This window comes from Rhizobium herbae (genome assembly GCF_019511375.1).
GTDB classification, from domain to species: domain Bacteria; phylum Pseudomonadota; class Alphaproteobacteria; order Rhizobiales; family Rhizobiaceae; genus Pararhizobium; species Pararhizobium herbae_A.
Genome location: NZ_JAEUAO010000006.1, coordinates 1 through 14,242, shown reverse-complemented (window position 1 = coordinate 14,242; position 14,242 = coordinate 1). Strand labels below are relative to the sequence as shown.

The window sequence follows — 14,242 nt, the reverse complement described above, 5'->3', positions numbered from 1 at the left end:
AAGCGCCCGTGATCCCCTGGACCCACATTGACACAGCGATAATGCCGGACGGCGGCGGTGAACTGCGCCTGAAGCAGCGCGGCAGCGAATTCTCCATCATGCTCGGGACCATCGAATTGATGAACAGCAGACTGAGCGGCTCCGAGGAGCAGTTGGCGCGCTTGTCCTACGCGCGGATCCGCAATCACCCTCGACCGCATATGCTGATCGGCGGGCTCGGCATGGGCTTTACGCTGCGGGCGGCATTGGCCGAACTCCCCGCCGATGCGCGCGTGACCGTCGGCGAACTCGTTCCCGCCGTGGTCGGCTGGGCGCGCGGGCCGATGGCGGAGGTGTTCGGCGGTTGTCTTGACGATCCCAGGGTGACCATTCGCGAAGGCGATGTCGGTCGTCTCATCCAGTCGGCGCCGAGTGCCTACGATGCGATCCTTCTCGATGTCGATAACGGGCCCGAAGGTCTGACCCGCAAGGCCAACGACGATCTCTACACCGTGGCCGGCTTGCGGGCGGCGCGCCGGGCGTTGCGGCCGAACGGCGTTCTCTCCGTCTGGTCGTCGGCGCCGGATGCAGGATTTACACGCCGGCTGAGGGACGCCGGCTTTGCCGTCGAGGAACTCAAGGTGCGAGCCAGCACCAGGGGCGGCGGCGCGCGCCATGTGATCTGGATGGCGACGAAGAACGGCAAATAGGTCAGGCGCCTTACAGACCTTCCCGCTCCAGCAAGACGCGGACTTCTTCGAACCGGCGCTTGTTCTCCGGGTTGCGCTCGCCTGCCGAATAGCAGGTGCTGGCAAGGCAGAACCGCTGCAACCCGAATGGTGCCGTCGTGTTGGCGAATTCGCACGAGATCATGTCGACCATGTCCTTCTTCTCGACACCGTCACGGGTGGAGTAGGTCAGGCGCGCGCCGGGCGGTTTGAGGTCGGGAAAGGATTGGACGACGCCGGTGCGCAGATTGTCCGTCATCAGGAGATGCTTCGCCACTTTGACACACAGGTCTTCGACCTTCAGCGACTGGGCAGCAGCCGGAGTGGCGGCCAGCGCCAGAACGAGACCAATTATCTTCATGGCGCGCACTCCTCAAAAGCCAGCCCCGGCCGGCGCCACCAGTATAACGGTCCGCGTGCCTTTCGGTTCCATGCAGGGCTGTGCAAAACCGAAGTGCGCCGGTTGAATGTAATTTCCGGGGGAGCGAAGCGGGCGTAAACTCGCGGGCTCGATTTGTTTTTCATGCGTCCTTTTCATGAATTGGAAAACGCGTTACCTTGAAATTCCCGGTTTGCCGTCTGAAAAATGCACACGGCAAAAGTGCGCGCCGGCAGTCATATTGAACCAAGCGCTCTCGTCACAGTTATTGTTGGCTATGTGCAAAGGGAGAAGCAAATGACGGATATCAGCGAAGACGACATCAGGAAACGGGCATACGCAGTCTGGGAAGCGGCAGGCTGCCCGGAGGGGAGCCATGAAGAGCATTGGCTGACTGCCTTGCAGCAGTTGAGGAGCGAAGCCGCCGCCGGTATTCCGCAGAAGACGACGCGGGCCTCGAAACTTTCGGTCGTTAAAAACGACCCGGTAAATGCGCCCGCCCCCAAGAAACGCACCCGCACCGTCTAAATCCGCGCGGGGTTGCTCCGAACCGTTACTCCGCAGAAGCACCACGCGATCGGCGCGCATCTCGTCCGGATGCGCGCCGATCGTACGCTTGTTCCGTGACCCGATTTTTTTCGCAGCCGCTGCGCTTTTCTGCGGACATCGGCCCCGCTTTGCAACATCATGGGAGAGAGCGGCCGATGCCGCTGCTTTGCGATCGTAACCGTCCGTACAAAGGAATGTAACCTGCGTGAAGATACTTTCGGTGACGTCGGAAATCTTTCCATTGATCAAGACCGGCGGCCTTGCCGACGTAACGGGCTCATTGCCCAAGGCACTTACCGGCTACAACTGTTACACGCGTACCCTGGTTCCTGGCTATCCGACGCTGTTTGCCAAGCTCGCGGGGGCCCAGCGGGTACATTTTTTCCCCGATCTCTTCGGCGCTCCAGCCTCGCTTCTCGAGGCCCGCTATGAGCAGCTCGACCTATTGATCCTCGACGCCCCGGCGCTTTACAATCGTCCCGGTGGCCCCTATCTCGATGAAACCGGCCGCGACCACGTAGACAACTGGAAGCGTTTCGCGGTCCTGTCCTACGTGGCATCGGCCATCGCCGGTGGCCTGATCAGGACTTGGTCGCCGGACGTCGTCCACACGCATGACTGGCAGACGGCGCTGACCTCCGTCTACATGAAATATTCGACCAACGCCCGGAACGTGCCGAGCGTGCTGACCATCCACAATCTGGCTTTTCAAGGCCAGTTCCCGACCTCCGTCGTCAGCCAGATCGGCCTGCCGCCTGAGGTTGTTTCGCTCGATTGCCTCGAATATTACGGCGATGTCAGCTATCTCAAGGGCGGTATTCGCACAGCCACCGCCATCACCACCGTCAGCCCCACCTATGCCCGCGAGGTGATTTCGCCCGAACTGGGCATGGGCATGGCGGGGGCCCTTGGTTCGCGACCGCGGGCACTCACCGGTATCGTCAACGGCATCGACACCGAAATCTGGAACCCGGCTACGGATGCCCATCTGCCCGCAACCTATGACCACAAGAGCATAAGGCTGAGAAGCCGGAACCGCGCGAGACTCCTGGAGACATTCAGGCTCGATAGCGGTCCCGGACCGATCTTTGCGGCCGTCACCCGACTGACCTGGCAGAAGGGCGGCGACATGCTGGCCGAGGTAGCGGAGGAGATCTCGCAACTCGGCGGCAGGCTGATCGTGCTCGGCAAGGGCGAAGAACACATCGAGACGGCCCTTCTCGCCGCCGCCGGCCGCCACCCCGACCGCATCGGCGTCCGGATTGGCTATGACGAAGCTACGGCCCATCTCATTCACGGCGGCGCCGACGTCGTCATCCAGCCGTCCCGCTTCGAGCCCTGCGGCCTCACCCAACTTTATGCCCTGCGCTACGGTGCAGTGCCCGTGGTGTCCCGCACGGGCGGACTGTCCGAAACGATCATCGACGCCAATGACGCGGCGATCTCGGCCAGGGTGGCGACCGGCTTCCAGTTCCATCCCGCGACGGCGGAGAACCTTCGTCTCTCGATTCTTCGGGCCTTTGCGGCCTATCACGATCCGAAGAAATGGGCGCGTCTTCAGAACCAGGGCATGAAGGCGAATTTCTCCTGGGAGCGAAGTGCCGAACAATATGCGGCGCTCTATGCCCAGCTCATTCCGGACCGCCGGATGATGCCGATCGTTCCGTCGAAAGCCGCGGAATAGAAGGCACCGGCGCCACGGTGTCGGCTGTCTTGAGCGCGGTTGCGCTGGAGCACGGCGTGTGTCGAAGAGGAAGGCGTGGAACGGTGACCTGCGGCAAGTACACGATCCTGATTTGCGAAGACGATTGGCTGATCCGCTCTGGCACGATCGAGATGCTTGAAGAGCGGGGCCATACGGTTTTCGAAGCAGCCGATGCGACCACGGCGCTGACGATCCTGTCGAAACGACGGAACGATGTTCTTGTCACCGACATAGGCCTGCCCGACATGTCGGGCGTCTTGCTGGCCAAGCGGGCCAAGGCGATGGTTGCGCACTTGCCTGTCGTCTTCGTGACCGGCCACAGCGAAGTGGAGGACATACAAACGGGACCGGCTGTCCAGCTTGTCTACAAGCCGTATTCCAGCGCGACGCTGGCGGCGGCAATCGCGCTCGTGACGACAGATGGAAAGGTTTGCCGGGCGACATGAGTATTGTCCCGAAATCAGATAGGATGCGCAAAAACCGGTGCGTGTCGTTTTACTTGCCACGGCAGGTGACAAAGTGCCACGCTAATGCTCTAACTATCTGAATTGTATGAGAGTGCTGTGGGGCGGCACGGAGTGAGGGGCGGCGTATGCGGAAGGCTTGCTATATCTGGCCGTTGTTGGCGCGGCGGTGGCTGATGATGGCTGTCATGGTTTGTGCCGCAGCCTATGGCGGGCAACCCGTCCTCGCGCAGACACCGGCTCCGGCGGCGTCCGAGCAGAAGATCGATCAGTTGATCAAACTGCTCGACGACCCCGAGGTCCGCGCCTTGCTGAACAAAAGCGCAACCGCGCCCGCCTCGCCGGCGACAGATGCCGCCGTGGACATGTCGGCAGCGACCTTCAATGACTGGGGCAGCAAGATACGCCAGCACTTGCGCGATATCGGACAGGCCGTACCGCGTGTTTCATCCGAATTCATGCGCGCCGGCGGCACGATCGCCGCCGAGATCAACGGCCACGGCCCGTTCGCGGTGTTCGTTCTTTTCATCACGCTGGTCATGATCGGTTTTGGGGCGGAGTGGCTGTTCCACCGCATTGCCAGCCGCAGCCGGGCGCGCGCGGCAGGCAAACAGGTCGACGGGGCAAGTGTCAAGCCGCTGCATCGGGCCGGCTATCATCTCTTTGCCGTTCTGGCGCCGTTGCTTGCCTTCGGCCTGGCGAGCCTTGGTCTGTTCCTCGCACTGACATGGCCGCCGCTTCTTAACGCTATCATGCTGCCCCTGCTGCTTGGCGTCATTGCTTGCCGCTTCGTCGTTCGCATAGCGAGGCTGCTGCTCCTCGGCCCGCCGTCTGCGGATGGTCCGGATGAGGCAGCCGGCCTCATACCGCTCGATCGCACCGCGAGTGAGTTCTGGTACAAGCGCGTCTTCTGGCTTGCCTCTATCCTGTTTGCCGGCTGGGCTTTTGCCGGCGTAATGGTGGCGCTCAACGTCGCGCCCCCGGTGCGCGGTGTTGTCGTCTACGCGCTCGGCCTCGGCTTGCTGCTGGTTGGCATCGAAACCGTCTGGAACCGTCCGGCTGCCATTGACCGGCCGCAGGGCCGCGGGGTGACGGAATGGGCGCTCACGGCTTACCTCTGCCTGTTGTGGGCTTTGTGGGTCGCGGGCATGATCGTCATTCTATGGCTGGGCATCTATGCCCTGGTCCTGCCTGGCCTTTTGAAGACGACGACTGCCGCAGTGCGACATGCATTCGCCGCCAAGCGCGACACTCCCGACGGTGGCAATCCGGTGCTGGAGGTTCTTGTCGAACGCGGCGCGCGGGCCGGCATCATCGTGCTCGCTGTCGCCTGGCTTGCCTTCCTCGTCAACAAGCGATCCTCGATGTTCACCGGGTCCGCGATGACCGATCGTCTGATTCAAGGTGTTTTGGCGGGAGCTATCATTCTGATTGTTGCCGATACTCTTTGGCAGATCGCCAAGGCTGTCATCAACCGTGCAATTGAGCGCGCACGGGTTGCCACCGGCGATGACGCCTATAAGGCGCGAAATGCGCGCCTTCTGACATTGTTGCCGCTTCTGCGGACGACGCTGGCAATTGTCATCGGGCTGATTGCCGTCATGATGGTGCTGTCCGGCCTCGGCGTGCAAATCGGTCCGCTGATTGCAGGGGCCGGCATCTTCGGCGTGGCGATCGGTTTCGGCTCGCAGGCGCTGGTCAAGGATGTGATCAGCGGCGTGTTCTACATGATGGATGATGCCTTCCGGGTAGGGGAGTATATCCAGGCCGGCAGCTACAAGGGAACGGTGGAATCGTTCAGTATCCGCTCCGTCAAGCTTCGCCACCATCGCGGCCCAATCTTCACCGTGCCCTTTGGCGCGCTTGGCGCCATCGAGAACATGAGCCGCGACTGGGTGATCGACAAATTCACGATCTCGGTCGGCTATAACAGCGACATCAACAAGATCCGTAAAATGGTCAAGGGAGTCGGGGCTGCCCTGCTCGAGGATGAGGAACTCGGGCCGTACATCATCGAAACCGTCAAGATGAAGGGCGTGGAGCAGTTCGGCGACTACGGCATCAATCTGAGCTTCTCGATGATGACCAAGCCCGGCTACCAGACGATGATCCGCCGGCGCGCCTACATGATGATCCGTGAAGTCTTCGTCCAGAACGGCGTTGTCTTCGCTTCGCCGACGGTCCAGGTTGCCAGCAACGATCCATCCGCGGCGGCAGCAGCAGCTGCAACCGTGAAAGCTGCGATGGAGCAGAAGAAGCTGGCCGAAGGCGGCGGCGAGGGGGCTCAGTAAGCCTTATTCGTCGTAGAGTTCCCGCAACGTTTTGAGCGTCTCCTTGGGAACGCCGGCTGATACGGCACCGAGGCGTTCGACAAGCCGTTGCTTGTCGAGCGCTCGGGACTGTTCCAGGAGGCTCCAGCGGACGGCCGGGCGGAGAGTGCCGCCGGAGGCGTTGCTAGCGCTGGCGAGCCTTGCGGGCAGCGTAACGCCGGTCGCGCTCGGCCTTGCGTTCGGCTTCGTCGGCGACGACACGGGCGATGCGGTCGCGCTCGGCCTGTTCGCGGGCCGTCGCCTCCGCCTTCTGCTCGGCTTCCGCCGCTGCGGTCAGGGCTGCGGCTTCGGCGAGGTGGCGCGCGTTCTCTTCCTGCTTCAGGCGGTCGCGCTCGGCGCGACGGGCTTCGCGTGCGGCCGCGTTTGCCTGCCGCTCGGCAAGCTTGGCGGCCAGTTCCGGATCATCCGCCTTCGGTGCCGATGCAAATTTCTTCAGAAGCTTCTGCTTGGCTTCCGCCGCAGCCTTACGCCGATCGGCAAAGCCATTATCGGTTGGGTGTCTCAATCGTCGTCGTCCTTGTTGGTGGTTTTATCGTTTGGCCGGCCCTTGGCCGGAAAGAATCTCGGGTCGCGGAAACCGACAACCGTGTGCCGTTTCGCATTTTACGCTTCCTCAAGCTAGAGCGGAACCGTCAAAAAACGCCCGGGCCACCGTATTTCACTGCGGTGGAGGAATAACAGCAGCAGCATGCTGCAGGCAATCAGCGTTTTGCGGTCTTCCGCGACGCAGGAAGCTTCACGGGCGTGCTGGCTTCCCTTTCGAGGCGCAACTGCCGCAGCCGCAGCGTTTTGGCCTCACGTTCGGCGGCAACGTCGTCGATTTCCGAAATCGTCCGGTTGCGTGCCATGAACTGGGTCTGCGTCCTGCTGAAGGCAGTTTCCGCCTGATCGCGGGTTTTGGTCGAATTCTCGGTCACTTTGAATATCCTTCGGCTTTCTCACCGGAACTCGCGGCCGATGCTCGGTCACGAAAAAAGGCCAGGCGATTTGCCTGACCTTCCAATTGGCCGCCGCCTCGTCAAAGATGCCAGTACATCCGTGGTCATCCGAGAGGCTTCGTCCGATTTAGGCAGCCTGCAACTGGCAAGCGGACATTTTGCCCGACTTGTTGTCGCGTTCCATCTCGTAGCCAAGCTTCTGGCCTTCAACGATTTCGCGCATGCCGGCCCGCTCAACAGCGGAAATGTGAACAAACACATCGGCGCCGCCGTTATCAGGCTGAATGAAGCCGAAGCCCTTTGTGGAATTGAACCATTTAACTGTGCCAGTGGTCATAACGAACCCTTTCAATAGCAACATGTATATCCACCGCCGTACGACGCACGGCGGGTCATAATCTCGATTTTTGAAGGGAAGTTCGTCAGAGACGCGCCAAGCGCGGGCAGAAACAAATATCGGTCAAACAACTATCGATGGACGGGTTTATAGATGGATGCTTCGGTTCTGTCAACCTTTAGGTTTTAGTTGCCTCTTTTATGCCTCGTTCAAGTTGTGCAGACCCTTTGTTCCCGTCAAGTCGATCACCTATCCGCTCGTCGAACAGTCTCCATTGACTGTCCACGGATTGGAGACAATCCGTCCATGCCTGCCGGCCTATCGCTACGCGAAAAAGAGGCACATCTAGGGAGGCGAAACGAGGCCCGGTTTTCAGACGGGCAGAAAGGGACACGATCATGCTCACTCAGATCAAGGGACTGCACCACGTCACCTCGATGGCCGCAGATGCCCGCACCAACAACCAGTTCTTCACCGACGTGCTCGGCCTGCGCCGCGTCAAGAAGACCGTCAATTTCGATTCGCCCGACGTCTACCATCTCTACTACGGCGACGAGACCGGCGCGCCCGGCACGGTCATGACCTATTTCCCGTTCCCGGATATGGGCCGCGGCCGCCCGGGAACCGGCGAAGTCGGCACCACCGTCTTTTCCGTTCCCGAAGGTTCGCTCGGCTTCTGGAGCGACCGGCTCTCCGAACGCGGCGTGACGGGCCTGAGAACCGAAGAAACGTTTGGTGAAAAGCGACTGAACTTTGCCGGCCCTGATGGCGACGGCTTTGCTCTGGTCGAAGTCCGGGACGACAACCGCCCTGTCTGGACGGCGAACGGCGTGTCTGAGGATCATGCGATCCGTGGCTTCCATTCCGTCGCCATGCGTCTTCGCGACGAAGGCGCGACGGCCGAGCTCCTGAAGTTCATGGGGTACGAGACGCTCGAGAGCAGGGACGGCGTCACCCGGCTGATCGTGCCTGGCGGCAATGGCGCCGGCCTCGTCGATCTCGAAACCATGCCGAACATCCAGCGCGGCCTGCAGGGCGCAGGCTCGGTGCACCACGTTGCCTTCTCGGTCGAAAACCGCGAGAAGCAGCTCGAGGTTCGCAAGGCGCTGATGGACACGGGCTATCATGTGACACCGGTAATCGACCGCGACTATTTCTGGGCGATCTATTTCCGCACGCCCGGCGGCGTCCTGTTCGAGATCGCCACCAACGAACCGGGTTTTGATCGCGACGAGGACACCGCGCATCTTGGCGAGGCGCTGAAACTGCCGCAGCAGCACAAGCACCTGCGGCCGATCCTCGAGCAGCATCTGCAGAAGCTGGAAGACTAAAGGAGAGATATAATGACCGATTATGGCTATGTGCACCGGTTGAAGGCCGGTGCACCCGGAAATCCGATCTTCTTCGTCTTTCACGGAACGGGCGGCGACGAGCGGCAGTTCTTCGAGTTCGGCTCTGATCTCCTGCCGGATGCGACGATCGTCTCGCCGCGCGGCGATGTTTCCGAACACGGGGCGGCGCGCTTTTTTCGCCGCACCGGCGAGGGCGTCTACGACATGGCCGATCTCGCCCGGGCGACCGACAAGATGGCGACGTTTGTCGGCTCGCTTGCCAGGGAGCATCAGGCTTCGCAGGTTATCGGCCTCGGCTTTTCCAACGGCGCCAACATCCTCGCCAACCTGCTGATCGAGACGAACCTGTTTGACAAGGCAATCCTGTTGCATCCGCTCATTCCCTTCAAGCCGAAGGACAACGCGGCACTGGAGGGCAGGCAGATCCTGATTACCGCCGGCCAGCGCGACCCGATCTGCCCGGCTCCGCTGACGCAAGGCCTTGCCGACTATTTCACGGCCCAGAAGGCGGTCGTGGATGTCGAGTGGCATACGGGTGGTCATGACATCCGACAGAACGAGATCGAGGCGGTTCAGCGGTTCTTGCGCTAGGGTGACTTTGGCGATTTCGCACCATCTCTTCGCGCGGCGACAGCCCCTCACCCTTAACCCTCTCCTCGCAGGGCAGGGATAGGGGACCTGCCTACCGTCAACCCGCGCGTTCCTTCTCCCCGTCTTTCGGGGAGAAGGTGCCCGGCAGGGCGGATGAGCGGCAAGTTCCAAGCGCACGTCAAACCTCGCGCAACGCGGCTAGTCTCAAAATCCCCTGGCCGCCCCCGCCGCGGCGCGGCTATCCATGGCGCCATTATAGCGGGCGCCGCCGCCTTCCTCGATTTCGGCGAGGTTCTTGCCGCCGACGAGAATGCCGGCCGCCTGACCCCAGATCGGCCAGCTTGCATCGATCTGTACGTCATGGCCCATTTCGGTGAGCCGTTTCAGCGTGTCGGCCGACAGCGCGTAGGGCTCCATATAGACCTTGTCCGGCAGCCATTGATGGTGGATCCGCGGCGCATCGATCGCTTCCTGGATATTCATGCCATGGTCGATGACGTTGATGATGGCTTCCAGCGTAATCGTGATTATGCGGGCGCCGCCGGGGCTGCCGATGATCATGAAGGGTTTGCCATCCCTGGAAATGATCGTCGGGCTCATCGACGACAAGGGCGTCTTTTTCGGCTCGATCGCATTTGCCTCGCCCTGCACCAGCCCATAGAGATTGGGGGAGCCCGGCTTGGAGGTGAAATCGTCCATCTCGTTGTTGAGCAGGATGCCGGTTCCGGGCGCCACCATGCCGGTGCCGAAGGAACCGTTCAGCGTATAGGTGACCGCGACCGCATTGCCGTCCTTGTCGATGATCGAATAATGCGTCGTCTCGGTGCTTTCGCCCATGCCCTTCGGCATGAGCTCCTTTGAAACGCCAGCCTTGAACGGGTTGATCTTCTCGCGGATCTCCCTGGCATAGGCCTTGCCGGTGAGCTTCTCGACGGGATTGCTGACGAAATCAGGATCCCCGAGCGCGGAGTTGCGGTCGACATAGGCGTGGCGCATGGCTTCGACCATCGCATGCACGGTTTCGGCCGAGCCATAGCCGAGATAGGATAGCGGATAGCCCTCCAGCACGTTGAGGATTTCGCAAATGATGACGCCGCCGGAACTCGGCGGCGGCGAGGAGACGATCTCGTAGCCGCGATAATCGCAGGTCACGGGCTTCAGCTCGCGGACCGCGTAGTGCTCGAAATCGGCCTTGGCAAGAATGCCGCCGGCCGCAGCACTCGCCTTGACGATGTTGTCGGCAATCGCCCCCTTGTAGAACGCGTCTGGACCTTTCTCCGAGATGCTTGTCAGGCTCGCCGCGAGATCCTGCTGCACCAGCTTGGCGCCGATCTCAAAGGGCTTCCCGTCCGGTTTGAGAAAGATCGCGGCGGCCGCCTTGTCCTTCGACAGCTTCTTTGCGCCGTTGGCAAGGGAAGCAACGTCGCCCTGTTCGAGCACGAACCCGTCCTTGGCGAAGCGGATCGCCGGAGCGAGAAGTTCGGCGCGCGGCAGCGTGCCGTAACGCTCGCGGGCGATCTCCAGGCCCATGACCGAGCCGGGCACGCCTACGGCGAGGTAGCTGTCGGTGCTGGCGCCTTTGACGATCTCCCCCTTGCCGTCGAGATACATGGTCTTGGTGGCGGCGAGCGGTGCGCGTTCGCGGAAGTCGAGGAAGGTCGTCTTGCCGTCCTTCAGCCGGATCGTCATGAATCCGCCGCCGCCGATATTGCCGGCGGTGGGGTAGACGACAGCGAGCGCATAGCCGACGGCAACTGCGGCATCGACGGCATTGCCACCCTTCTTCAGGATCTCGACGCCGACATCGGAGGCGAGGTGCTGGGCCGTGACGACCATGCCGTGCTCGGCTTTGACCGGCTGGGGCGAGGCGGCAAGCGCGGGTGAAAGGGCAAGCGAGAAGACGAGGGTGAAAGCGGCGAAGGCACGGGCAGCGGGTTGCATGGCGGTCTCCCGGTTCCAGTTTTCGGAGAAGGCATCTTTGCCGAGATCAGGCGACAATGCCACCCATTCGATGCATCTAACCCTCAAACACCTTTGTTCACGCCCGGAAAATCCGCCGTGGTTCTGCTCTGTCTTTTACCTGGCCGGGGCGCTGGAAAGTGCCGAGACTAAGTAGTTTTATATGACGCCTTCCAGCGCCCCGTTCGCGTGTTCGTCGATTGGCAACTCCGGTTTCTCTGCGGGGATGGCGGCACCTTTTTCCGGTACAGGGTGGCGCTCGACCGATACCGGATTGCTCCCGGTTCGGCGGCGCCACGAAAGGGAATTGCTTATCGCAAGCCCAGTCGCCGCTCCCCATGTGTGCCTCACAGGCACGCCCCGCCATTTTGCAGACGAGAGGGAAACCATTTTCTGCCAGTCCACCGGGCAAAGGCTCACGTCCTTCCTCCACCCGGCACCGGTTCCGCCTCGCCGAGACGCCTCGCGGGGTAGCCGATGACGGAACGCCACGATCATCGCACAGGTTTTCCAGGCGGGGATCAGCGGGGAAACTGCGGGGGGGATTTTTGCCATTTTTGGCAAGCGTCTCGCTCGTGCCTGGATCCTCGGGTCAAGCCCGAGGATGACCTGGTGGTTGGAGACCCGCGGGGCCGCGCCGACATGCAAGGCTCTTTTGCCGCCATTCTCCTCTTCGAGGTTCAGCCATGCCGGGACCAAGCTTGAAAGATCAGCCCTGTCGTCACCCTCGGATTTGACCAGGTTTGACCCGACGATCATGCCCGGTCTGCCCACACATCGGGACGCGACACCTCGTTTCCCGTATGAGAAAGATCGGATTTAATCTTTGTTGGTAATTTTCCGTTAGCAATTGACGGCAGTGGGGCGCGCCAGCGCCGTGGGCTCTTGTTTTGCGTGTGTGGTCCTATGCGTCTGTCGGCTGTTCTATTTCCTTGTTTTGACGCAAATCCGGACGGAAAACCGCTTCGCACTTTTCCTGGATTTGCTCTAGCACTCCTTGTTGTCGGGTTTGCCCTTTCGGGCTGCGGGTCGCGGCCGGACAGCGTTGCTTCGGCGCGGTCGTCGCCGGAGACGACCAACTCGGTCGCGCAGCCGGCCGTCCCCGTGCCCTCGGCCGACGTCACCGAGGCGCAGGCCGCGCCGCAGCAGCAGGAGTTGGCCTGGGCCGGACAGGTACCGCAGCCGCAGGCCTTCGAGGCCGTGGCGACGGAGGGCATGGCCGTTCCGACGGATCGGCCGGTGACGCTGATGACGCCCGGTGATCCGGCGATCGAGACGACGCCGGGCCGGCGGTCGCAGATCTACAGCCGCCAGTTCCGCGACGCCCATCCGATCAATTTCGGCTCCCGCTCGCCGCGCAAGCTTGCCGTCCACGGCGTCGACATTTCCCGCTGGCAGGGTGAGATCGACTGGGGCAAGCTTCGCACGCAAGGGGCAAATTTTGCCTATATCAAGGCGACCGACGGCGGCGATCATCTCGATCCGATGTTCAGGAAGAACTGGAAGCGCGCCAAGGCGGCCGGGCTGAAGCGCGGCGCCTATCACTTCTTCTACTGGTGCCGCACCGCCGGCGAACAGGCCGACTGGTTCATCCGCAACGTGCCGCGCGACCCGGACGCGCTGCCGCCGGTGATCGACGTCGAATATAACGGCGAGTCGAGCTGCAAGCGGCGCATCTCGCGGGCGAAAGTGCTGGAAAAGATGCAGGTCTTCATGGACAAGCTGGAGCGGCACTACGGCCAGCGCCCGGTGATCTACACCGCACCGGACTTCTACCGCGACAATCTCGACGGCGAATTCAAGAACCACCCGTTCTGGCTCCGCTCCGTCGCCGCCCACCCGTCAAAGGTCTATCCGGGACGCAAATGGCTGTTCTGGCAATATTCCGGCTCGGGACTTTCGCATGGCGTGGAGGGCAGGATCGACCTCAACGTGTTCCACGGCAGCGAAGAGGATTGGCATCAGTGGGTTGCGGCCCTGTGAGGGGCGGACTGATAAGGTCCCTGCCTAAAGCGCGGCGCGATCTTTCAGATTCGCTTGTCGCGCTGTCGGTCTTTGTTTTCACGCATGTCGTTTGAACAGAACCGCTGCACCCTTTTGCGCGACATGCTTTAGGCCGACCGGTGAATTGCCCCGACAATGCCGTCGATGCGGCGGTCAGGCCACCCCAATGTCTGTGAGGGAGAAATCCTCACCCTTGAAAAGGAGCGGCTCGCCGCGGATGGCGGCCAGCGCATAGGAAAAGCAATCACCGTAATTCAGGCCGGCAGGGTGCCGTCCCTTGCCGAATTTCCGCCACGCCCGCCGCGCCACGTAGGCCTGCTCGACCTCGACGGGGACGATCTCGACCTCAGCCTTGTGGAGCCACAGATCAAGCTCAGCGGCGCCAGCTTCTCCCAGGCGGGTTTCAATAACCATTGTCAGTTCGAGCAAGGATGCAGCGGACATCAGTCGCAGCGGCGCGTCGACGATTTTCCGCTCCAAGGCTTCGGCGTCTGGTTCGTTGAGTGCGATCGCAACGATCGCCGATGTGTCGATCACCATCAGCGGGGGAAGCCGTTTTCGTCATAGCCAAGAATTTCTTCTGCCGAACGATTGTCGAGCACCGGCAGGGCGGCCCAGCGTTTGCGGCTTGCCGCCAGTTCTTCCAGCAGCATCTCTTTTCCCGCCTGACTTCCCAGGCGACGAAGCCGATCTTCCAACGCTCGCCGCGTTGCCAATGTGATTGTTTCACCCGTTCTATCGGCCAGCGCTTTGGCGAGGCGTTCTGTTTCCGGATCTTTTATGCTGAGTGCCATAAAGTGGCTCCTTGGTGCCTAATTGGCGTAATTCTACCTAGAGCAAGCGGTATTCGCAAGGGCTTGCCGGCGCTGCAAGCCGCCCCGTTGATTGCCACGGCGTTGGCTCTGATAGAGCCATACTAGTCCCGCC

15 protein-coding genes are annotated in these 14,242 nt (G+C 61.6%); 8 read left to right on the top strand and 7 right to left on the bottom strand.

Annotated elements, in window-relative coordinates; genetic code table 11:
* Positions 1-41: 41 nt before the first annotated feature.
* Positions 42-689 (top strand): spermidine synthase, encoded by a 648-nt coding sequence (locus JNB71_RS20875; protein WP_222857378.1) that lies wholly within the window; start codon positions 42-44, stop codon positions 687-689.
* A gap of 10 nt (positions 690-699) precedes the next feature.
* Here the strand turns inward: JNB71_RS20875 and JNB71_RS20870 are convergent, their stop codons facing one another.
* Entirely contained in the window at positions 700-1,068 is a 369-nt protein-coding gene (locus JNB71_RS20870; RefSeq protein WP_220373711.1) for a hypothetical protein, read from the bottom strand.
* 315 nt (positions 1,069-1,383) lie between these two features.
* Here JNB71_RS20870 and JNB71_RS20865 point away from each other — a divergent pair, with 315 nt between their 5' ends.
* From JNB71_RS20865 to JNB71_RS20850, 4 genes are all read left to right on the top strand, one after another.
* On the top strand, positions 1,384-1,614 hold the full coding sequence (locus JNB71_RS20865) for a DUF2934 domain-containing protein (protein ID WP_220373710.1): 231 nt from the start codon (positions 1,384-1,386) through the stop codon (positions 1,612-1,614).
* Positions 1,615-1,840: 226 nt separating this feature from the next.
* Positions 1,841-3,319, top strand: a complete 1,479-nt coding sequence (glgA, locus tag JNB71_RS20860) for a glycogen synthase GlgA (protein WP_220373709.1) — start codon at positions 1,841-1,843, stop codon at positions 3,317-3,319.
* Between the two features lie 83 nt (positions 3,320-3,402).
* Positions 3,403-3,786, top strand: a complete 384-nt coding sequence (locus tag JNB71_RS20855; RefSeq protein ID WP_220373708.1) for a response regulator — start codon at positions 3,403-3,405, stop codon at positions 3,784-3,786.
* Positions 3,787-3,980: 194 nt separating this feature from the next.
* Positions 3,981-6,095, top strand: coding sequence for a mechanosensitive ion channel family protein (locus JNB71_RS20850; RefSeq protein WP_220373707.1), 2,115 nt, complete (start codon positions 3,981-3,983; stop codon positions 6,093-6,095).
* Between the two features lie 163 nt (positions 6,096-6,258).
* Here JNB71_RS20850 and JNB71_RS20845 read toward each other — a convergent pair whose 3' ends face one another.
* From JNB71_RS20845 to JNB71_RS20835, 3 genes are all read right to left on the bottom strand, one after another.
* The gene (locus JNB71_RS20845) at positions 6,259-6,639 is read right to left on the bottom strand and encodes a DUF6481 family protein (RefSeq protein ID WP_220373706.1); all 381 of its coding nucleotides are present in this window, start codon (positions 6,637-6,639) and stop codon (positions 6,259-6,261) included.
* A gap of 196 nt (positions 6,640-6,835) precedes the next feature.
* Positions 6,836-7,051 (bottom strand): hypothetical protein, encoded by a 216-nt coding sequence (locus tag JNB71_RS20840; protein WP_220373705.1) that lies wholly within the window; start codon positions 7,049-7,051, stop codon positions 6,836-6,838.
* A 148-nt stretch (positions 7,052-7,199) separates the two neighbouring features.
* Entirely contained in the window at positions 7,200-7,424 is a 225-nt protein-coding gene (locus tag JNB71_RS20835; protein WP_276572477.1) for a cold-shock protein, read from the bottom strand.
* 383 nt (positions 7,425-7,807) lie between these two features.
* Here JNB71_RS20835 and JNB71_RS20830 point away from each other — a divergent pair, with 383 nt between their 5' ends.
* The gene (locus JNB71_RS20830) at positions 7,808-8,740 is read left to right on the top strand and encodes a VOC family protein (RefSeq protein WP_220373704.1); all 933 of its coding nucleotides are present in this window, start codon (positions 7,808-7,810) and stop codon (positions 8,738-8,740) included.
* A gap of 12 nt (positions 8,741-8,752) precedes the next feature.
* Complete coding sequence (locus JNB71_RS20825) at positions 8,753-9,352, top strand: alpha/beta hydrolase (RefSeq protein WP_220373703.1); 600 nt, start codon at positions 8,753-8,755, stop codon at positions 9,350-9,352.
* A 204-nt stretch (positions 9,353-9,556) separates the two neighbouring features.
* Here JNB71_RS20825 and ggt read toward each other — a convergent pair whose 3' ends face one another.
* Complete coding sequence (ggt, locus tag JNB71_RS20820; RefSeq protein ID WP_220373702.1) at positions 9,557-11,293, bottom strand: gamma-glutamyltransferase; 1,737 nt, start codon at positions 11,291-11,293, stop codon at positions 9,557-9,559.
* A 924-nt stretch (positions 11,294-12,217) separates the two neighbouring features.
* On the opposite strand from ggt, the gene JNB71_RS20815 reads away from it, so the two are divergent.
* Positions 12,218-13,294 (top strand): GH25 family lysozyme, encoded by a 1,077-nt coding sequence (locus tag JNB71_RS20815; RefSeq protein WP_431029470.1) that lies wholly within the window; start codon positions 12,218-12,220, stop codon positions 13,292-13,294.
* Between the two features lie 174 nt (positions 13,295-13,468).
* Here JNB71_RS20815 and JNB71_RS20810 read toward each other — a convergent pair whose 3' ends face one another.
* Positions 13,469-13,855, bottom strand: a complete 387-nt coding sequence (locus JNB71_RS20810) for a type II toxin-antitoxin system VapC family toxin (protein ID WP_220373701.1) — start codon at positions 13,853-13,855, stop codon at positions 13,469-13,471.
* Positions 13,855-14,109 carry a type II toxin-antitoxin system VapB family antitoxin gene (locus JNB71_RS20805; RefSeq protein ID WP_220373700.1) on the bottom strand — a complete coding sequence of 85 codons (255 nt, stop codon included), beginning with the start codon at positions 14,107-14,109 and terminating at the stop codon, positions 13,855-13,857. The genes JNB71_RS20810 and JNB71_RS20805 overlap by 1 nt, the downstream gene beginning before the upstream one ends.
* Between the last annotated feature and the right edge of the window lie 133 nt (positions 14,110-14,242).

Bases quoted from the DNA above. Each gene is read 5' to 3' on its own strand.
- JNB71_RS20875 (WP_222857378.1), top strand. From the start codon at position 42: ATGCCGGACGGCGGCGGTGAACTGCGCCTGAAGCAGCGCGGCAGCGAA.
- JNB71_RS20870 (WP_220373711.1), bottom strand. From the start codon at position 1,068: ATGAAGATAATTGGTCTCGTTCTGGCGCTGGCCGCCACTCCGGCTGCT.
- JNB71_RS20865 (WP_220373710.1), top strand. From the start codon at position 1,384: ATGACGGATATCAGCGAAGACGACATCAGGAAACGGGCATACGCAGTC.
- JNB71_RS20850 (WP_220373707.1), top strand. From the start codon at position 3,981: ATGATGGCTGTCATGGTTTGTGCCGCAGCCTATGGCGGGCAACCCGTC.
- JNB71_RS20830 (WP_220373704.1), top strand. From the start codon at position 7,808: ATGCTCACTCAGATCAAGGGACTGCACCACGTCACCTCGATGGCCGCA.
- JNB71_RS20825 (WP_220373703.1), top strand. From the start codon at position 8,753: ATGACCGATTATGGCTATGTGCACCGGTTGAAGGCCGGTGCACCCGGA.
- ggt (WP_220373702.1), bottom strand. From the start codon at position 11,293: ATGCAACCCGCTGCCCGTGCCTTCGCCGCTTTCACCCTCGTCTTCTCG.
- JNB71_RS20815 (WP_431029470.1), top strand. From the start codon at position 12,218: ATGCGTCTGTCGGCTGTTCTATTTCCTTGTTTTGACGCAAATCCGGAC.
- JNB71_RS20810 (WP_220373701.1), bottom strand. From the start codon at position 13,855: ATGGTGATCGACACATCGGCGATCGTTGCGATCGCACTCAACGAACCA.
- JNB71_RS20805 (WP_220373700.1), bottom strand. From the start codon at position 14,109: ATGGCACTCAGCATAAAAGATCCGGAAACAGAACGCCTCGCCAAAGCG.